This is a genomic window from Streptomyces sp. CLCI03, from assembly GCF_053615355.1.
In genome coordinates this window covers 870,405-888,686 of sequence record NZ_CM132132.1, presented here as the reverse complement: position 1 = coordinate 888,686, position 18,282 = coordinate 870,405, and the positions used below count along the sequence as shown (strand labels likewise).

Annotated in this window: 17 protein-coding genes; 8 read left to right on the top strand and 9 right to left on the bottom strand. The window is 69.6% G+C overall.

Features of this window, described 5'->3' with window-relative positions:
* Positions 1-30: 30 nt before the first annotated feature.
* Positions 31-636: a hypothetical protein gene (locus ACWG52_RS04170; RefSeq protein WP_389801306.1), complete on the top strand. Its 606-nt coding sequence runs from the start codon at positions 31-33 to the stop codon at positions 634-636.
* 122 nt (positions 637-758) lie between these two features.
* On the opposite strand, the gene ACWG52_RS04165 is transcribed toward ACWG52_RS04170, so the two are convergent.
* Positions 759-1,223: a DUF5990 family protein gene (locus tag ACWG52_RS04165; protein ID WP_389801309.1), complete on the bottom strand. Its 465-nt coding sequence runs from the start codon at positions 1,221-1,223 to the stop codon at positions 759-761.
* A 47-nt stretch (positions 1,224-1,270) separates the two neighbouring features.
* Positions 1,271-1,999 carry a GbsR/MarR family transcriptional regulator gene (locus tag ACWG52_RS04160; protein ID WP_389801312.1) on the bottom strand — a complete coding sequence of 243 codons (729 nt, stop codon included), beginning with the start codon at positions 1,997-1,999 and terminating at the stop codon, positions 1,271-1,273.
* A 265-nt stretch (positions 2,000-2,264) separates the two neighbouring features.
* Between ACWG52_RS04160 and ACWG52_RS04155 the strand changes: the two genes are divergently transcribed.
* Complete coding sequence (locus ACWG52_RS04155) at positions 2,265-3,275, top strand: hypothetical protein (RefSeq protein ID WP_389801315.1); 1,011 nt, start codon at positions 2,265-2,267, stop codon at positions 3,273-3,275.
* 54 nt (positions 3,276-3,329) lie between these two features.
* Positions 3,330-4,460, top strand: coding sequence for a serine hydrolase domain-containing protein (locus ACWG52_RS04150; protein ID WP_389801318.1), 1,131 nt, complete (start codon positions 3,330-3,332; stop codon positions 4,458-4,460).
* A 180-nt stretch (positions 4,461-4,640) separates the two neighbouring features.
* Here ACWG52_RS04150 and ACWG52_RS04145 read toward each other — a convergent pair whose 3' ends face one another.
* Genes ACWG52_RS04145 through kdpF form a run of 4 tightly spaced genes read right to left on the bottom strand, consistent with a single transcriptional unit; the run spans position 4,641 to position 9,244 of the window.
* Positions 4,641-5,357, bottom strand: coding sequence for a potassium-transporting ATPase subunit C (locus ACWG52_RS04145; RefSeq protein ID WP_390138303.1), 717 nt, complete (start codon positions 5,355-5,357; stop codon positions 4,641-4,643).
* Positions 5,358-5,379: 22 nt separating this feature from the next.
* Entirely contained in the window at positions 5,380-7,485 is a 2,106-nt protein-coding gene (kdpB, locus tag ACWG52_RS04140) for a potassium-transporting ATPase subunit KdpB (RefSeq protein WP_389801324.1), read from the bottom strand.
* Positions 7,482-9,146, bottom strand: a complete 1,665-nt coding sequence (kdpA, locus tag ACWG52_RS04135) for a potassium-transporting ATPase subunit KdpA (protein WP_453127834.1) — start codon at positions 9,144-9,146, stop codon at positions 7,482-7,484. Before kdpA ends, kdpB begins: the two co-directional genes overlap by 4 nt.
* A gap of 8 nt (positions 9,147-9,154) precedes the next feature.
* A complete protein-coding gene (gene kdpF / locus ACWG52_RS04130) occupies positions 9,155-9,244 on the bottom strand; it encodes a K(+)-transporting ATPase subunit F (protein WP_037860493.1) in 90 nt (29 codons plus the stop codon).
* 439 nt (positions 9,245-9,683) lie between these two features.
* Between kdpF and ACWG52_RS04125 the strand changes: the two genes are divergently transcribed.
* The 3 genes from ACWG52_RS04125 to ACWG52_RS04115 all read left to right on the top strand — a co-directional run bounded on the left by ACWG52_RS04125 (position 9,684) and on the right by ACWG52_RS04115 (position 14,005).
* A complete protein-coding gene (locus ACWG52_RS04125) occupies positions 9,684-11,594 on the top strand; it encodes an APC family permease (RefSeq protein WP_453127832.1) in 1,911 nt (636 codons plus the stop codon).
* A 223-nt stretch (positions 11,595-11,817) separates the two neighbouring features.
* A complete protein-coding gene (locus ACWG52_RS04120; protein WP_390138308.1) occupies positions 11,818-13,755 on the top strand; it encodes an APC family permease in 1,938 nt (645 codons plus the stop codon).
* Positions 13,756-13,831: 76 nt separating this feature from the next.
* Entirely contained in the window at positions 13,832-14,005 is a 174-nt protein-coding gene (locus ACWG52_RS04115) for a hypothetical protein (RefSeq protein WP_158711746.1), read from the top strand.
* Positions 14,006-14,014: 9 nt separating this feature from the next.
* Here the strand turns inward: ACWG52_RS04115 and lysA are convergent, their stop codons facing one another.
* Both lysA and ACWG52_RS04105 read right to left on the bottom strand, forming a co-directional pair.
* Positions 14,015-15,349: a diaminopimelate decarboxylase gene (gene lysA / locus ACWG52_RS04110; protein WP_390138310.1), complete on the bottom strand. Its 1,335-nt coding sequence runs from the start codon at positions 15,347-15,349 to the stop codon at positions 14,015-14,017.
* 13 nt (positions 15,350-15,362) lie between these two features.
* Positions 15,363-15,722, bottom strand: coding sequence for an SAV_915 family protein (locus tag ACWG52_RS04105; RefSeq protein WP_453127829.1), 360 nt, complete (start codon positions 15,720-15,722; stop codon positions 15,363-15,365).
* 460 nt (positions 15,723-16,182) lie between these two features.
* On the opposite strand from ACWG52_RS04105, the gene ACWG52_RS04100 reads away from it, so the two are divergent.
* Positions 16,183-17,238 carry a magnesium and cobalt transport protein CorA gene (locus tag ACWG52_RS04100; protein ID WP_389801340.1) on the top strand — a complete coding sequence of 352 codons (1,056 nt, stop codon included), beginning with the start codon at positions 16,183-16,185 and terminating at the stop codon, positions 17,236-17,238.
* A 127-nt stretch (positions 17,239-17,365) separates the two neighbouring features.
* Here the strand turns inward: ACWG52_RS04100 and ACWG52_RS04095 are convergent, their stop codons facing one another.
* Positions 17,366-17,785, bottom strand: a complete 420-nt coding sequence (locus ACWG52_RS04095; RefSeq protein WP_389801343.1) for an arsenate reductase ArsC — start codon at positions 17,783-17,785, stop codon at positions 17,366-17,368.
* Between the two features lie 182 nt (positions 17,786-17,967).
* Between ACWG52_RS04095 and ACWG52_RS04090 the strand changes: the two genes are divergently transcribed.
* Positions 17,968-18,282 (top strand): ArsR/SmtB family transcription factor, encoded by a 315-nt coding sequence (locus tag ACWG52_RS04090; protein ID WP_375944350.1) that lies wholly within the window; start codon positions 17,968-17,970, stop codon positions 18,280-18,282.

The following is an 18,282-nucleotide window of genomic DNA, read 5'->3' as shown; positions in this document are numbered from 1 at the left end:
CGCCGTCGGTACGGACCGGCGATCACCGCCATGACAGCAGCGGCTCTCCTGGCCGCCTGTCAGAGTGGCGGTGCGCCGCCGCTGAGCCTGAGCGGGCTGACCAAGACCGTGGACGGAATGGCGCCCGACGGGACGGACAAGTGCCCGCTGTCCTACGACATCGCCAAGGCGGCCAAGACCGCAGGTGTGGACACGGCGGCCGGACCGGGGTCCGTGAAGGGTACGGACCTGCCCGCCGTCACCGGCGAAGGTGGCAAGCGGGCCGTGCCCGAGGATCCGCTCGCCCAGAACCCCGGTGCGCTGGTGAGCTGCACGTTCCACATCGGCACGGAGGACGTGGAGGTGCACACGATCGCCACGCGCAAGCCCCAGGCGAGCGCCCCGCTGGCACCGGCCGTCCAGCAGCAGGCCGGGATGTCCCTCGACGACCTGATCGCGTACATGAAGAAGGCCGGCGAAGCCAAGGCCGGTGAGCCGGTCCTGACCGGGAGCGGCAACGTCGCCACCGTCCGGCTGAAGCTCGACGGCGAAGGGGACGCGGCCCTGCTGATCGGCATCGGGAAGTCGGGAGGCAGCTCACTGGAGCCCGCCCGGGTCGGCGCCCTGGCCGAAGCCCTCGCACGTCAGGTGCAGTAGAGGCGGGAGTTCGGCCCGTACGTCTGCGAGCAGCAGCACCTCGGCCGCCAGTACGTCGCCCACCTCGCAGTGCCGGCCCACCACCGTGACGAGGGAGGGCGCATCGGAGTCCCGGCTCGCTTCTACGGGGCGGCACTCCAGGTGATGGTCGGGGGCACGACCCGTGCGCACAGCGGTGCGCCACACGCGTCGGTCAGACCGAGGCTGCCCACCAGCAGGCCGCCGCGGCCGGCCGCATCCAGCGCCTCGGCGGGTACGGCGTCGAGCATGAGTTTGGCGCGGCGGAACATGCCGAAGGTGCCTGCTTCGTCGACCGCGCCCCACGACAGATAGATGAACCGGCCCCCGGGACCGCCTTGTACGTAAGGCCCTTTCACGTCGAGGCCGGCCGGCGAGGCGGTCGCGGTGCACTCCAGGGTCCAGGTCGCGGTGGCGGCGTTGCCGGGTTGCGGATCGAGGAGCTCGGCCGGGCGGTTCCGGCGTTGCACGGCGACATGGACGTTGCGGTACGCCGTCCGGTCGCCGGCTTGTGCGTCGGGCGGGCAGACGAGGCCGGGCAGGTCGACGGCGTCGATGCGGATGCGCATGGCGGCCAGTATCCCCGCCGGGCGAAGGGAAGCGGTTCTCCGACGCCTCAGTCGGGTGTGCTCCGCCTTTCGACGTCGGCCTGCCGCCATTGCTCGGCCGCCTCGATCATGGCTCGGCCGACGTGTTCGAAGAAGTGGCCTATGTCTTGCATCCGGGTGCCGGCGGGTGTCGTCGCGCCGAGGACCTGGGCGCCGCGCAGGGTGAAGTCGGCCAGCATGGCGTTCTGACGGGCGCTGGCCATCCAGCCGCGGAACCAGGCGTCGGCGTCGATGACGTACCGGTCGCGTCGCCGACCGGTGTCGCGTTCGCGCCTGATGAGTTCCTGCTGTTCGAGTTCGCCGACGGCCTTGGAGACGGAGGCGGGGCTGACCTGGAGACGCTGAGCGAGCTCGGTGGCGGTCAGGCTGCCTCCGTCGGTGATGTACAGGCACGTCAGTACCCGGGCGGTCATCCGCGGCAGACCCGTACCGACCATCATCGCCGTGAACTGTTCCTCCAGTTCGAGGACGGCCTGCGGGTCGCGTCCGTGCGTGTCGCTCGCGGTCGGCGCGGCGGCCGGGGGTGCGGGCTGCTTGCGGCGGCGGGCGCGTCCGGTCGTGGCGCGATGGGCCGCGTCGGCCCGATAGGCCGTGGGGCCGCCGTTGCGGGCCACCTCTCGGGTGACGGTGGAGATGGGCCGGCCCAGGCGCCCGGCGATGTCGGTGTAGCTGAGGCCTTCCCTCAACCCCTCGGCGATCGCCTGTCGTTCGTGGTGGGTCAGTCTGCCTCCGGGCATCGGCATTGCCTCCGTGTCAGGTCCGCGTGTGCGGCCAGTATTGCTTTCGCGGCCAGGTCATTGCAAATCCCCCCTGGCTACTTTTGCATTCGATTTCATTCTCATTGCAAGAGTTTTGCGCGATGACCTGCAGTTTTACCGGCAGAGTTATCTTTTTGATTGACGAAAAAGTGAAAGCAATTTAGCTTTTAGTCATTCGCGAACAAGCGATGCGAACCGAGCCGGCCCGGACGAGGGCTGCCCGTCGCCTTGATCGGAGCCCCTCATGACGTCCTTACCCACACCCGTGCGTGGCCTGCACCGGCCGCTGCTGGTCTGCGCCGCGCTCATGTTCGGCCTGGTGCTCGTTTCCGGCGTCGGTACCGTCATCGACGAACGGACCCTGCTGGACGAGTCGGTGTGGGTGAAGCCGCTCAAGTTCGGCTTCGCCTTCGGCCTCTACGCGGCCACGCTGGCCTGGCTCCTGACGAAGCTGGCCAAGGGCAGGCGGCTGGCCGGCCTCCTGGGCACCGTCTTCGCGGTAGCCGCCACCGTGGAGGTGGGCGCCATCACCGCCCAGGCGGCGCGCGGCACCTTCAGTCACTTCAACGCGGACCGGACCGACCCGGTCACCGTGGCCCTGGTCCCTCTCCTCACCTTCGGCGTGATGGTCATCGTCATCGCGCAGTTGGTCCTCGCGGTCGTCGTCCTGATCCAGCGCACCGGCGGAGCGGCACTGAACCGCGCCATCCGCGCCGGCCTCGCGCTCGCCACCTTCGGCATGGTGGTACCGGTCTTCTGGATGGTCACCGAGATCCACTCCCGTACGGTGACGGACGCCAACGGCCACTCCGTACAGATGTACCAGGGCCACGGCATCGGCGACCCCGACGGCCACGGGATGCCCCTCACCAACTGGAGCGTGACCGGCGGCGACTTCCGGGTGCCGCACTTCTTCGCCCTGCACGGCATCCAGGTACTCCTGCTGATCGCCGCGGTACTGGCCGCCCTGGCCGCCGAGCGCGTCTGGCTGCGGGACGAGAAGGTACGGGCCCGCCTGGTCGGCAGTGCCGCCCTCGGCTACACGGGGCTGGTCGCGGTGGTGACCTGGCAGGCCTGGCGCGGACAGTCCCTCATCCATCCCGACACCGCCACCCTCCTCGCCCTCGTCGCGGTGCTGCTGCTCACGGTGGGGACCACCGCACGAGTGATCGTCACCGCCAAGCGCGCAACGGCCGAACGCACCACGGTGGTGGAAGGGGCCGGGCTCCCCGAGCCCGCCGGCCCGGCGCGCTGACACCACTCTCCCGATCCGACGAACCGAACCCGAACTCCTGAAAGGAACACCGACATGACCAGTCACTTCACCACCGAGGCGACCGCAGCGGCCGCCACGGCCACCCCCGACCGCTCCGCACTGCAGCGGGTCCTGGATCGCGCCACGGCCCCGGGTGGCGCTCCCGGCGTCGTCGTCGACGTACGGGACGACCATGGCGCGTGGTTCGGCTCGGCAGGCGTACGCGACACCGGGACCGGGGAGAAACGTCGGCCGTCCGAGCGATTCCGGATCGGGAGCACGACGAAGGCGTTCACGGCCACGCTGGTCCTGCAGCTGGCGGCCGAAGGCCGGCTCGGCCTCGACGACACGATGGAGCAGTGGCTGCCCGGGATGGTGGCGGGCAACGGCTACGACGGCCGGGCGATCACCATCCGGCAGTTGCTCCACCACACCAGCGGCATCTTCAACTACGGCAACGACGCCCAGTTCTTCACGAAGGGCATCGGCGAGGCGTGGTTCCGGCACCGCTACGACACCTACGCCCCCGAGCAGCTGATCAGGATCGGTCTGGCCACGCCGCCGTCCTTCGCTCCGGGAGAGGCCTTCCTGTACTCCAACACCAACTACTTCCTGGCTGCCCTGATCGTCGAGAAGATCACGGGCGGGACGTTCGCCGACGCGCTCGACCGGCGGATCGTCCGCCCTCTGGGGCTGACCGGGACCTACCTGCCCGGCACGGAACCGACGATCCAAGGGCCGCACACCCGGCACTACTCCACCCTTTTCGCCTCCGACGCACGGCCCGAGATCCACGACGCGACCGACATGAACCAGTCCTTCGCGTGGGCGGCCGGCGGCGTCATCTCGACCACGGGTGACCTGCAGCGCTTCTTCGGCGCGCTGCTCCAGGGCCACCTGCTGCCGGCCGAGCAGCAGCGGGAGATGTTCACCACCGTCGACACCACGGGACCCGTCCCGTGGATCCCGGGCACCCGCTACGGCCTGGGCGTGTTCTCCTGGGCACTGTCGTCCGGTGCCACGGTCTGGGGCAACGCGGGCGCGACGTACGGTTCGTGGACCTGTGCCATGGGCTCCCGTGACGGCAAGCACCTGCTCACCGGCCAGGTCAACGGCGACTGGAGCGGCCTGGGCGTCCTCGACGACATCCTGACCACCGAGTTCGGCGGGACCACCGGAAGCTGACGGCCAAGCTGACGGCCCGAAACCGACGGCCTGTGGAGCGCTCCTACGGGGGCGCTCCACAGGCCGTGTCCGTGCTCGCGGCAGCTCCTCGGCCCCCTGGAATCGAGATCGGGGACGCACGACCCGTCACGCAGGGCCGCACGGGATACGGCCGAGGCCGAGACGCTTGCCGTGCGGATGTCAGCGCTGGGTCAGTGCCTTGAGCGCGGTGTTGAGTGCGAGCACGTTGACGCGCGGTTCACCCATGAAGCCGAGGGTGCGGCCGGTGGTGTGATCGGCGACGAGCTTCTCGACCTGCTCGACGTCGAGCCCGTTCCGCTCGGCGACGCGGTGGATCTGGATCTTCGCGTACTGCGGGGAGATGTCCGGGTCGAGGCCCGAGCCGGAGGAGGTGACGGCGTCGGCCGGTACGTCCTCGGGTTCGATCGGGTGGCCCGCGGTGGAGTTGTCGGCGACGACGGCCTCCTTGGCGGCGACGACCTGGGCGCAGAGCGTTCCCTCCTCGGCGTCCTCGGTGCACCGGCCGTTCACGGCGCCGTTGTCGGCGGAGCGGTTGGTGGCGCCGGAGAGGATCAGCGAGTACTGGGTGTTGACGCTGTTGGTGCCGAGGCCGCCCGAGGGGCGCGGCTGGAACCACTTGAGGTCGGGCTCGGCGGCTTCCTCCGGGTCGTCGGGGTTCCGCTCGGGCTGGTTGTAGGTCTGCCCGATGAGGGAGGAGCCGACGACGGTGCCGCTCTTGTCCTTGATCTCGGAGCCGTTGGCCTTGTCGTGGAAGAGGGCCTGGGCGATCCCGGTGACGGCCAGCGGGTAGAGCACGCCGCAGATCACCGTCAGAGCCAGCAGGGCCCGCAGACCGGCGCCGATCAGGCGCGCTGTGTTGCTCAAAGAGTTGTTCATGGCGGATCAGCACGTTCCTAATTCAGGCGAGCCCGGGGATGAGGGAGATGAGCATGTCGATGATCTTGATGCCGATGAACGGGGCGATCAGGCCGCCGAGTCCGTAGATCCCCAGGTTCCGGCGGAGCATCTTGTCGGCGCTGGTGGGCCGGTACCGGACGCCCTTGAGGGCGAGCGGTACCAGCGCGATGATGATCAGCGCGTTGAAGACGACGGCCGACAGGATCGCGGAGTTCGGCGAGGACAGTCCCATGATGTTGAGCTTGTCGAGGCCCGGGTGGACCACGGCGAACATGGCCGGGATGATCGCGAAGTACTTCGCCACGTCGTTGGCGATGGAGAACGTGGTCAGGGCGCCACGCGTGATCAGCAGCTGCTTGCCGATCTCGACGATCTCGATGAGCTTGGTGGGGTTGGAGTCGAGGTCCACCATGTTCCCGGCCTCCTTGGCGGCCGAGGTACCGGTGTTCATCGCGACACCGACGTCGGCCTGGGCCAGCGCCGGGGCGTCGTTCGTACCGTCGCCGGTCATCGCGACCAGCTTGCCGCCCGCCTGCTCCCGCTTGATGAGGGCCATCTTGTCCTCGGGGGTGGCCTCGGCGAGGAAGTCGTCGACACCCGCCTCCTCGGCGATGGCCTTCGCGGTCAGCGGGTTGTCACCCGTGATCATGACCGTCTTGATGCCCATGCGGCGCAGTTCGTCGAACCGCTCGCGCATGCCCTCCTTGACCACGTCCTTGAGGTGGATGACACCGAGGACGCGGGCGCCCTTCTCGTCCTCGACGGCCACCAGGAGCGGGGTGCCGCCGGCCTCGGAGACGCGGTTGGCGAGGAGGTCGGCGTCGTCGCAGACTCGGCCGCCCCGCTCCCTCACCCAGGTGATGACCGAACCGGCCGCGCCCTTGCGGGTCTTCCTGCCGTCGACGTCGACACCCGACATGCGGGTCTGGGCGGTGAAGGCGATCCACTCGGCCTGGGAGAGCTCGCCCCGGTGGCGCTCGCGCAGGCCGTACCTCCCCTTCGCGAGGACCACGATCGAGCGGCCCTCGGGGGTCTCGTCCGCGAGGGACGACAGCTGGGCGGCGTCGGCCAGCTCGGCCTCCGTCGTTCCCTCGACCGGAACGAACTCCGAGGCCTGGCGGTTGCCGAGGGTGATGGTGCCCGTCTTGTCGAGCAGCAGCGTGGAGACGTCCCCGGCGGCCTCGACGGCACGTCCCGACATCGCCAGGACGTTGCGCTGGACGAGGCGGTCCATGCCGGCGATGCCGATGGCGGAGAGGAGCGCGCCGATGGTGGTGGGGATCAGGCAGACCAGCAGGGCGGTGAGGACGATCATCGACTGCTCGGCGTCCGCGTAGATCGCGAACGGCTGCAGGGTGACGACGGCCAGCAGGAAGACGATGGTGAGGGACGCGAGAAGGATGTTCAGCGCGATCTCGTTGGGCGTCTTCTGCCGGGCCGCACCCTCGACGAGGGCGATCATCCGGTCGATGAAGGTCTCGCCGGGCTTGGTCGTGATCTTGACGACGATCCGGTCCGAGAGGACCTTGGTACCGCCGGTGACGGCCGAGCGGTCGCCGCCCGACTCGCGGATGACCGGGGCGGACTCGCCGGTGATGGCGGATTCGTCCACGGACGCGACGCCTTCGACGACGTCACCGTCGCCGGGGATGATGTCCTCGGCCTCGCAGACCACCAGGTCGCCGATCTTGAGGTCGGTACCGGGGACCCGCTCCTCGCGCCTGCCGTCCTGGCCCAGGCGACGGGCGACGGTGTGGGTCTTGGCCTTGCGCAAGGTGTCGGCCTGGGCCTTGCCGCGGCCTTCGGCCACGGCCTCCGCGAGGTTGGCGAAGATCGTGGTCAGCCACAGCCAGACCGTGATCGCCCAGCCGAACCAGTTCGTCGGGTCCGCGATCGCCAGGACGGTCGTGACGACCGAGCCGATCAGGACCACGAACATGACCGGGGACTTGATCATGATCCGGGGGTCGAGCTTGCGGACCGCGTCCGGGAAGGACTTCAGCAGTGCCTTGGGGTCGAACAGCCCCCCACCGACGCGGCCGGCGGGCGGCTTGTGGCCGGTCGGTAGGTCGTCGTGCGGAGCACGGGTGGGTGTGGCGGTGCTCATGATGCGAGCCCTTCGGCGAGCGGACCCAGCGCCAGGGCCGGGAAGTAGGTCAGACCGGTGATGATGAGGATCGTGCCGACGAGCAGGCCCGCGTAGAGCGGCTTGTCGGTACGGAGGGTGCCCGTGGTCTCGGGAACGGGCTTCTGCTCGGCGAGCGAGCCGGCCAGAGCCAGGACGAAGACCATGGGCAGGAAGCGGCCGAGCAGCATGGCGATGCCGATGGTGCTGTTGAACCACTGCGTGTCGGCGTTCAGGCCGGCGAAGGCCGAGCCGTTGTTGTTGGCGCCCGAGGTGTAGGCGTAGAGGATCTCGGAGAAGCCGTGAGCGCCGGAGTTCGTCATGGAGTTGCCCGGGGTGGGCAGGGCCATGGCGGCCGCGGTGAAGCAGAGCACCAGGGCGGGGGTGATGAGGATGTAGCAGGCGGCGAGCTTGATCTCGCGGGTGCCGATCTTCTTGCCCAGGTACTCGGGGGTCCGGCCGACCATCAGGCCGGCGATGAACACCGCGATGATCGCCATGATCAGCATGCCGTAGAGGCCGGAACCGACACCACCGGGCGCGATCTCGCCCAGCTGCATGCCCAGCAGCTGGATACCGCCGCCCAGGCCCGTGTAGGAGGAGTGGAAGGAGTTGACCGCGCCCGTCGAGGTGAGCGTGGTGGCGACGGAGAAGATCGAGGAGGCGGCGATGCCGTACCGGGCTTCCTTGCCCTCCATCGCGCCGCCGGAGACCTCGAAGGCCGGGCCGTGGTGGGCGAACTCGGTCCACATCATCAGCGCGGTGAAGCCGATCCAGATGACGCCCATGGTGGCGAGGATCGCGTAGCCCTGGCGCAGGTTGCCGACCATGCGGCCGAAGGTGCGGGTCATCGCGAAGGGGATGACCAGGATCAGGAAGACCTCGAACAGGTTCGAGAAGGGGGTGGGGTTCTCGAAGGGGTGGGCCGAGTTGGCGTTGAAGTAGCCGCCACCGTTCGTGCCCAGTTCCTTGATGACCTCCTGCGAGGCGACCGCGCCGCCGTTCCACTGCTGGGTCCCGCCCATGAACTGGCCGACCTCGTGGATGCCGGCGAAGTTCTGGATGGCGCCGCAGGCTACCAGGACGATCGCGCCGATCACCGAGATCGGCAGGAGGATGCGGACGGTGCCGCGGACCAGGTCGGACCAGAAGTTGCCGAGCTCGCCGGTGCGGGAGCGCGAGAAGCCCCGTACGAGAGCCACCGCGACGGCCATGCCGACGGCTGCGGAGACGAAGTTCTGCACCGCCAGGCCGCCGGTCTGCACGACGTGGCCCATGGCCTGCTCGCCGTAGTACGACTGCCAGTTCGTGTTGGCCACGAAGGAGGCGGCGGTGTTGAAGGCCTGGTCCGGGTCGATCGACACGAAGCCGAGCGAGCCCGGCAGGATGCCCTGCACGCGCTGCAGCAGGTAGAGGAAGAGGACACTGACGGCGGAGAAGGCGAGGACGGCGCGCAGGTAGGCGGGCCAGCGCATCTCGGCCGACGGGTTGGCGCCGATGACCTTGTAGATCCACTTCTCCGGCCTGTAGTGCTTCTCGGAGGAGTAGACCCGGGCCATGTGATCGCCCAGCGGACGGTACGCCAGAGCCAGCGCGGCGATCAGCGCGAGCATCTGGAGCACACCAGCGGTTACGGGGCTCATATCGGTGCTCAGAACCTCTCCGGGTACACAAGGGCGAGGACGAGGTAGCCGAGCAGAGAGACGGCCACCACGAGACCGACGACGTTTTCGACAGTCACAGCTTGGTCACCCCCCGGGCGATGAGAGCCACCAGCGCGAACACCGCGACCGTGGTGACGACGAAGGCCAGATCGGCCATCGCGAGCTCCTGAGTTGAGTGGAAGAAATGAATCGGCCAGATGGCCGATGACGAGACAACCGCGTCCTCACCCGGGTGTTAAGACGTTTTGACGGGGTCCATACGGGGGCGCGGGAACCCTTGACGCCGCCCTGACGGTGCAGGCCGCCCGCAGGGCATCGGGCCTGGTGAGGCAGGCCCGCCGCCGACGGCCCGCGGCTCGGTCGCGCCGTCCTCGGCGAGGCGGGCGGTCCCACCTGCGCGTATGGAATGCGTGAAGAGTGGCGGGCCGGACGTATGGAGTGCGCCAAGGGTGCTGGGCGCCGCGCCGTGCGGCTTCGACGCTGTCCTCACTTTGCTCATTCGGAGGGACCGGCGACATGGCCATAGACGTAGGAAAATCGACCGCGGTCGCTCAGGAACCGGGCCAGGAGGAGCCCCCGGACACCAGCGCCACCGGAGCCGGGGACCACCACAGGCTGACCGCTCTCCAGGGCCTCGCCGCGCTGTCGCTCGACGCGATGGCGTCCGTGGCGTACGGGCCCGAGTCCATCGTGCTCGTCCTGGCCGCCGCGGGCGCCTACGGCCTCGGGTTCACCCTCCCCGTCACCCTCGCGATCGCCGCCCTGCTGGCGGTACTGGTGGCCTCCTACCGGCAGGTGATCGCCGCGTTCCCCGACGGCGGTGGATCCTACGCCGTGGCCGAGCGGCATCTGGGCCGGCGGGCCGGCCTGGTCGCGGCCGCCTCGCTGATCCTCGACTACGTGCTGAACGTCGCCGTCTCCGTCACCGCGGGAGTCGCCGCCCTGACCTCGGCCTTCCCGGGGCTGCACGGGGAGCGGGTCTGGATCTGTCTCGCGGTCCTGCTCCTGGTCACCGCCGTGAACCTGCGCGGGGTCGTCGATTCCGCCAAGGCGTTCCTGCTTCCGACCGCGCTCTTCGTCGGGTCGATCCTCGCGATGATCAGCGTCGGTCTCTTCCGCGACGGCCCGGTCAGCACCGCCTCCGCGGCGGGGCACGCCTCCGCCCTCGGAGAGGGGGCCACCGGGGTCGGCGCACTTCTGCTGCTGAAGGCGTTCGCCGCCGGCTGCTCGGCGCTGACGGGCGTCGAGGCCGTCGCCAACGCCGTGCCGTCCTTCCGGGCCCCGGCCGCCCGCCGCGCCCAGCGCACCGAGGTCGCCCTCGGCGCCCTGCTCGGCGTCATGCTGATCGGCCTGTCCATCCTCATCGGCCGATTCCACCTCCAGCCGGTCGAGGGCGTGACCGTCCTCGCCCAGCTCGCCGACGCCTCTTTCGGGCACACCGCGGCCTTCTATGTCGTGCAGTTCGCCACCATGGTGCTGCTGGCGCTCGCTGCGAACACCTCCTTCGGCGGTCTCCCGGTGCTGATGGGCCTGCTGGCCCGTGACAACCACCTGCCGCACGTCTTCGCCCTCAAGGCCGACCGGCAGGTCCACCGTCACGGCGTGGTCTGGCTGGCGTTCGTCTCCGCCGCCCTGCTCGTCCTCTCCGGCGGCGACACCAACACCCTCGTCCCGCTCTTCGCGATCGGCGTCTTCGTCGGCTTCACCATCTGCCAGGTCGGCATGGTCCGGCACTGGTACGGCGAGCGCCCCAAGGGCTGGCGGACCAAGGCCGCCCTCAACGGCTTCGGCGCGCTCCTGACCGGTGTCTCCGCGGTGGTCGTCACCGCCACCAAGTTCACCGAAGGTGCCTGGCTGATCGTCCTCGCCCTGCCGCTGATCGTCCTCGCCTTCGAGAAGATCCACCGGGCCTACGGCGAGATCGGCGAGCGACTCGAACTGGGACGCGTCCCGCAACCGCCGCACCGGTCCCACTCGCTCGTCGTCGTTCCCGTTTCCGGGCTGTCCCGCCTGACCTGCCAGGCCCTCACCGCCGCCCGCTCCCTCGGCGACGAGGTCCTCGCCGTGACCGTCTCCCACCCCACGGTCGAAGACCGACGGACCGCCGAAGCCCTGCGCCGGGACTGGGAGTTGTGGGAGCCGGGCGTGGATCTGATCGAACTCTCCTCGGAGACCCGCTCGCTGGGCCGCCCCGTAGCGGCGTACGTCCGCACGCTCGCGCGGACCCACCCGGACGCCCAGGTCACCGTCCTCATCCCGGAGACCGAACCCGCCCGCCTGTGGCAGCGGTTGCTCCAGAACCAGCGCGGCTCCGTCGTCGCCCACGCGGTCCGGCGCGACACCGACGCGGTCATCTGCCGCCTCCGCTTCCGCATCGTCGCGAAGGTCGAGCCGCCGCTCCCTGACGCCGCCTTCACACGGTCCTGACGCCTTCCATCCGCCCGTCGTCACGAGGGCACCCACATACCGGCCCGGCAGGTGGGTCTCCGGGGCCAGGGGAGCACGTCCGCTACGCCACAGGTGGTCCTGATCGCGTTAAGGATGCGTCAGGGTTTGGTCGCTCACGTGTATAAAGGATCAGTTTGCGTACGCTTGCTCAGCCGTCGGTGTCGATGGCTGATTCCTTGCCGTACGACAGGAGCCCCCCACGATGGCCACCCCTGCCCGCACGTCACGCATGCGTGCGTGGATGCTGGAAGGCTTGACCGCCGAGAACAGTTCGCCAGCCGCCAAGGAAGCGGCCGCCCAGCCACACGGCCGGCCCTGGTGGCGGGTCATGTGCCTGACGGGTCTCGACTACTTCTCCACCCTCGGCTACCAGCCCGGCATCGCGTTCCTCGCGGCCGGGCTGCTGTCGCCGCTGGCGACCATCGTGCTCGTCCTGCTCACCCTCTTCGGCGCGCTGCCCGTCTACCGGCGGGTCGCGGAGGAGAGCCCGCACGGCGAGGGCTCCATCGCCATGCTGGAGCGGCTGCTGACGTTCTGGAAGGGGAAGCTGTTCGTCCTGACCCTCCTCGGATTCGCGGCCACCGACTTCCTCATCACCATCACCCTCTCCGCGGCGGACGCGACCGCGCACATGGTGGAGAATCCGCACCTCACCAGCACCCTGCACGGTCACGAGGTGCTGATCACCCTGATCCTGATCGCGCTCCTGGGCGGGGTGTTCCTGAAGGGGTTCAGCGAGGCCATCGGCGTCGCCGTCGTTCTCGTCGTCACCTACCTCGGCCTGAACGTCGTCGTCGTGGCCGTCGGGCTGTGGCACGTCTTCACGCAGCCGCAGGTCATCACCGACTGGACGACGGCACTGACCACCGAGCACGGCAACGTCTTCATGATGATCGCCATCGCGCTCGTCGTGTTCCCCAAGCTCGCGCTCGGTCTGTCGGGATTCGAGACGGGCGTGGCGGTCATGCCGCACGTCAAGGGCGATCCCGACGACACCCCCGAGAAGCCGGCAGGCCGGATCCGCGGTGCGAAGAAGCTGCTGACCACGGCCGCCGTGATCATGAGCATCTTCCTGATCTGCTCCAGCCTCATCACGACCCTGCTGATCCCGGCGGCCCAGTTCGAGCCGGGCGGCGAGGCCAACGGACGCGCGCTCGCCTACCTGGCGCACGAGTACCTGGGCTCCGCCTTCGGCACGGTCTACGACATCTCCACGATCCTCATCCTGTGGTTCGCCGGCTCCTCCGCGATGGCGGGCCTGCTGAACCTGATGCCGCGCTACCTCCCCCGCTACGGCATGGCCCCGCACTGGGCCCGCGCCCTGCGTCCCATGGTCATCGTGTTCACCCTCGTCGCGTTCCTCGTGACCTGGATCTTCAACGCCGATGTGGACGCGCAGGGCGGCGCGTACGCCACCGGTGTCCTCGTCCTGATCACCTCGGCCGCGGTCGCCGTGACCATCGCCGCACGCCGGGCGGGGGAGCGCGGCTGGACGATCGGCTTCGGTGTCATCTCGGCCGTCTTCATCTACACGACCGCCGTCAACATCGTGGAACGCCCCGACGGCGTCAAGATCGGCGCCTGCTTCATCGCCGGCATCATCGCGCTGTCCCTCCTCTCCCGTCTCGCCCGCGTCTTCGAGCTGCGCGTCACCCACATCGAGTTCGACGACATGGCACAGCGGTTCATCCGGGACACCGCGAACCGCACGATCCGTTTCATCGCGAACGAGCCCGACAACCGGGACCTGGAGGAGTACCGGCAGAAGAAGGAACAGATCCGTGCGGACAACGACATCCCGGCCGGGGATGACGTCATGTTCGTCGAGGTCACGGTCCTGGACGCCTCCGAGTTCGAGTCGGGCATGCGCGTACGCGGCGAGGTGCTGCACGACCGCTACCGCGTCCTGACCCTGGAGAGCTCCAGCATTCCCAACGCCCTGGCCGCGCTGCTCCTCCACGTCCGGGACGAGACCGGTCAGCGCCCGCACATCTACTTCGAGTGGACCGAGGGCAATCCGATGGCCAACTTCTTCCGCTTCTTCCTCTTCGGCCAGGGCGAGGTCGCCCCGGTCACCCGCGAGGTCATCCGGGAGGCCGAACCGGACCGGAGCCGACGCCCCCACGTCCACGCCGGCTGAGCCACCGCGTCAAAAGGTCGCCAGGAATCCCGCCCGACCCTCGCCATGACGAGAGCCGGGCGGGATTCTCACTGCTGTGACCACTCGTTCGCGCCCCGACCGGGCCATCCGCCGGACCGTACTCGCCCTCACGGCGGCCGGTCTGACCCTCATCGCCACAGGTGCCGTCCTCGACGCCCTGTGGCTCCTCGGCATCGGCGTCTGGGGAGTGATCGCGGCGATCGTGATCGAGCTCGTGTACCAGCCGTGAAGACAGGCTTCAGCTGCCGATGTCCCGGCTGCGCAGGTCCTCCAGCGTCTCGCGCCGGACCAGCACCCGCGACGTGCCCTCGTGGACGGCGACCACCGGGGGACGGCCCACCATGTTGTAACCGGAAGCCATGGACAGCTGGTACGCGCCCGCCACCGGTACGGCGAGCAGGTCACCGGGGTGGATGTCGCCCGGCAGTTCCACATCGGCCGCGAGAACGTCCCCCGCCTCGCAGTGCCGGCCTACGACCGTGGCCGTGCGGGCGTCGGCGGTGGAGTGCCGACCGATCAGGCGGGGCGCGTAGCGCACCCCGTACAGGGCGGGCCGAGGGTTGTCGCTCATGCCGCCGTCCACGGAGACGAACACCTTCTCGCCGGTGTGCTTGACGGCGAGCACCCGGTACAGGGCGACCCCTGCCGGACCGGCGACGGCACGTCCCGGTTCGATGACGAGCCGGGGCACGGCCAGGCCCGCGGCGGCGCAGCTTTCGCCGAGCTCGGCACGCAGGCCCCGGGCGAGCGCGGTGAGGTCGAGGGCGGACTCGCCGGGCCGGTAGGCGATGCCGTGGCCGCCGCCCATGTCCAGCTCGGGCAGGACGACGCCGTGCGCGTCACGGATGCGGGCCATCAGCCCGACCATGCGGCGCAGGGCGACGAGGTAGGGCTCCACCTCGGTGATCTGGGAGCCGATGTGGCAGTGCAGGCCCGTCAGTTCGAGCTGAGGCTGGCCGAGTATGCGCGCGATGGCGTCCTGCGCCGAGCCGTCGGCGAGCGAGAGGCCGAACTTCTGATCCTCCGTACCGGTACGGATCTTCTCGTGGCCCCCGGCCGAGACGCCGGGCACCACCCGCACCAGCACCTTCTGGTGGCCGTCCGGACCGACGGCGGCCGCGATCCGGGCGATCTCGGACGGCCCGTCGATGACGATCCGCCCCACGCCGAGCCGTAGCGCCGCCCCGATGTCCCGGGGCGACTTGGCGTTGCCGTGCAGCACGATCCGCTCGGGCGGGAACCCGGCGGTGACGGCCGACTCCAGCTCTCCGGCGGAGCAGACGTCCAGGCCCAGACCCTCCTCCTCCACCCAGCGCACCATCGCGCGGGAGAGGAAGGCCTTCGCGGCGTAGAGGACGTCGGCCTCGGGCAGGGCCGCGCGATAGGTGCGGCACCGCTCGCGGACCTCGCCCTCGTCCAGGACGTAGGCCGGGGTGTCGAACCGGTCGGCGATCTCCGTCAGGGACACCCCGCCGACGGCCACGTCACCGTGCGGAAGCCGGGTCGTGGAGGCGGGCCACACGGACAGTTCACCGGCACGGGCCGGCATCTCCGAGAGGGAAGCGATGGTCATGGCGCGATTCCCTTCAGACGATCCGGGCAACGGTCTCGGGAGCCCGCGCGACCGGAGCGGTGGCCGCCCCGGCGGTCGTCCCGGTGACCGCGGGAGCGGTGAGGATCGGGTCGACGGTCACCGGCGATGCTCCGATCGGTTCGGCCATCGCGCGGAGCGCGGATTCGGAGAGCCGGATCCAGTGGTGGCCGGCGCCGAGCGTCGCGGCCAGCCGGTCCGCACTGGTGAAGCCCACAGCCGTACGCGCGCCCAGCGGGGTGCGGAACAGGCGTACCACCACCTCCGACGTTCCCGGCAGGACCGGCACGTACAGGGGCCCGGCCGGGACGCGTTCTTCGGGCTCCGGGTCGTCTTCGTACTGGAACAAACACATGGGGGCCCTCCCAGAGGAACCACGAGTGACGGTTGAGGCCCCGGATGCGGGGAGGCGGTCCAGGGCACGACAACGAAGCTATCCCCGCCCGCCCGCACCTGCGGCCACCCCATGACGGGACCTTTACGGGGGCGGGCCAAGTCCATACGGATCACTGACGGCCCCCGACCGGGCCGGCCTCAGGACTCCGTATCGGTTGTGGACCTCCGCGTGAGAAGGCGGTCACAAACCCGCCCTCGTGGTCGGCACGGGATCCCGCCTTGTGAGCCGGCGCCCTGAGCCTGCGGCATCAGGGCGACCTCGACCTGGGAGGGCAGTCACCCCGGCCGGCTGCGAGGACATCTCTGCCGAGTCGGAGGAGCATCTATTGCTGTGAGGTACTGCTGTGAGGCCTGTACGGCGCGCCACGTCCCGGCGGGCACGAGGCGGCGCACATCGGTCGGCCGTGAGGAGGAAGGCCATGATCGTCGACTGCGCACACTACCGCGACGGGCGTCGACAGGACGAGGGAGCCATGCCGCTGGAGCAGGCGGCCGCGCGCTGCCGGCAAGGCGGGTTCGTCTGGCTGGGCATCTTCGAACCGTCTCCCGAGGAACTGGACCGGGTCCGCGAGATCTTCGGACTGCACGAGCTCGCCGTCGAGGACGCCGCGGCGTACCACCTGAGGCCGAAGGCCGAGCTGTACGAGGACGGCACCGAGCTGATCATCCTGCGCACGGCCCGCTACGACGACGAGCGCGAGGAGATCGACACCGGTGAGATCAGCGTCTTCCTCGCCGACCACTTCGTGATCACCGTCCGGCAGGGCATCGCGAGCGAGCTGCACGAAGCCCGCAGCCGGCTCGAAAGTCGCCCCGAGCTCCTCAAGACGGGCAGTGATTCCACGCTGTGGGCGATCCTCGACCAGGTCGTCGACAGCTACGCGCCGGTCGTCGGCGAACTCGAGCGCGACATCGAGCAGATCGAGGCCACGGTGTTCTCAGGGACGGTCGCCCCGACCGAACGGATCTACTCCCTGCGCCGCGAGGCCACCGATTTCTACCGGGCCGTACACCCGCTGCTCGCCGTGGTCACCAGGCGGCTGCAGCCGGGCAAGTCACCGCCCGCGCTCCAGCCCTACCTCCGTGACGTGCACGACCACCTGCTCCTCGTCAACGAGGAGGTCGCCGCCCAACGCGACCTCCTGACCACCGTCCTGGAAGCGAACATCGCGGTGATCTCCGTCGAGCAGAACAAGATCAACCTCCGGCAGAGCGCCACGATGGAGAGGCTGACGATCCTCGCGAGCGTGTTCCTCCCGCTCTCCTTCGTCGTCGGCTTCTTCGGGCAGAACTTCGCCTGGCTGGTCACCCACATCAGCAGCTTCACGGCGTTCCTCACCCTCACCCTCCTCGGGGTGCTCCTGCCGTGCCTGCTGCTGTACGTCTGGCTGCGCCGACGCCGAAACCGGCCGGCACCACCGCTGCCCGAGGCGAGCCACGTCGGCCGGCACGCCCCGGCGCCCACCACGAGGTGAGGACGACCCGGCGACCGGCATGGCGGTGACACCCCGCGCCATGCCGTCGCGCGCGCCCACTTCCGGTCAGGCCGGGGAACACGGCGCGGCCGAGCCCGGCGGCCTCGGCGGCCGTGCGGCGTGTGCCTCAGGCCTTCGGCGCGGCGTCGATCTCGGCGATCAGTCCCTCGACGAGGCCCTTGATCTCGTCGCGGATGGGGCGGACGGCCTCGACGCCCTGGCCGGCCGGGTCCTCGAGCTGCCAGTCGAGGTAGGTCTTCCCCGGGAAGTACGGGCAGGCGTCGCCGCAGCCCATCGTGATGATGTAGTCGGACGCCTGGGCGGCCTCGGGCGTGAGGACCTTGGGCTTCTGGTCGGAGATGTCGATGCCGAGCTCGGCCATGGCGGCGACGGCGGAGGGGTTGATCCGCTCGCCGGGCACGGAGCCGGCGGAGCGGACCTCGACGCGGTCGCCGGCGAGGTGGCGCAGGAAGCCGGCCGCCATCTGGGAGCGGCCCGCGTTGTGGATGCAGACGAACAGCACGGAGGCGGCAGGGGCGGTGGGCATCTGTTCTTCCTTGCTTCCTTGGGGTTAGGCGTCGGCCAGGGCTCCGCCGGGCCCGGTGAGGGCAGGGGAGATGGTGGGGGCCACCTCGCCCGGAGAGAGGGCAGGGCGACCCTGTCCGAAGAAGCCGATGAGATATCAACTCAGGGTGGTGTCAGCCTCAACTGATGTGACAGTATCAGTCCATGATGACGTCAGTCGACACTGATCTGATCCGGGTTCTGGCCGACCCACTCAGGCTCCGGATCGTGACCCTGCTCGCCCGCGAGACCCTCTGCACCACCCACCTCGTGGAAGAGACGGGCGCCAAGCAGACCAACCTCTCCAACCACATGAAGGTGCTGCGGGAGGCGGGGATCGTCGATACGGAGCCATGCGGCAGGTACGTCTACTACCGCCTGCGTCCCGACGTCATCGAAGCCCTCGCCGGCCAGTTCGCCGACCTCGCCCGCACCGCGCGAGCCACCGCGGAGGCGAACCTCAAGCGGTCCTGCCCTTAG

Coding starts and splice junctions, on each gene's coding strand:
- ACWG52_RS04150 (WP_389801318.1), top strand. CDS start 3,330: ATGACCAGTCACTTCACCACCGAGGCGACCGCAGCGGCCGCCACGGCC.
- ACWG52_RS04145 (WP_390138303.1), bottom strand. CDS start 5,357: ATGAACAACTCTTTGAGCAACACAGCGCGCCTGATCGGCGCCGGTCTG.
- ACWG52_RS04105 (WP_453127829.1), bottom strand. CDS start 15,722: ATGTGTTTGTTCCAGTACGAAGACGACCCGGAGCCCGAAGAACGCGTC.
- ACWG52_RS04095 (WP_389801343.1), bottom strand. CDS start 17,785: ATGCCCACCGCCCCTGCCGCCTCCGTGCTGTTCGTCTGCATCCACAAC.
- ACWG52_RS04120 (WP_390138308.1), top strand. CDS start 11,818: ATGGCCACCCCTGCCCGCACGTCACGCATGCGTGCGTGGATGCTGGAA.
- lysA (WP_390138310.1), bottom strand. CDS start 15,349: ATGACCATCGCTTCCCTCTCGGAGATGCCGGCCCGTGCCGGTGAACTG.
- ACWG52_RS04165 (WP_389801309.1), bottom strand. CDS start 1,223: ATGCGCATCCGCATCGACGCCGTCGACCTGCCCGGCCTCGTCTGCCCG.
- kdpB (WP_389801324.1), bottom strand. CDS start 7,485: ATGAGCACCGCCACACCCACCCGTGCTCCGCACGACGACCTACCGACC.
- ACWG52_RS04090 (WP_375944350.1), top strand. CDS start 17,968: ATGATGACGTCAGTCGACACTGATCTGATCCGGGTTCTGGCCGACCCA.
- ACWG52_RS04125 (WP_453127832.1), top strand. CDS start 9,684: ATGGCCATAGACGTAGGAAAATCGACCGCGGTCGCTCAGGAACCGGGC.
- ACWG52_RS04155 (WP_389801315.1), top strand. CDS start 2,265: ATGACGTCCTTACCCACACCCGTGCGTGGCCTGCACCGGCCGCTGCTG.
- ACWG52_RS04170 (WP_389801306.1), top strand. CDS start 31: ATGACAGCAGCGGCTCTCCTGGCCGCCTGTCAGAGTGGCGGTGCGCCG.
- ACWG52_RS04160 (WP_389801312.1), bottom strand. CDS start 1,999: ATGCCCGGAGGCAGACTGACCCACCACGAACGACAGGCGATCGCCGAG.
- kdpA (WP_453127834.1), bottom strand. CDS start 9,146: ATGAGCCCCGTAACCGCTGGTGTGCTCCAGATGCTCGCGCTGATCGCC.
- ACWG52_RS04100 (WP_389801340.1), top strand. CDS start 16,183: ATGATCGTCGACTGCGCACACTACCGCGACGGGCGTCGACAGGACGAG.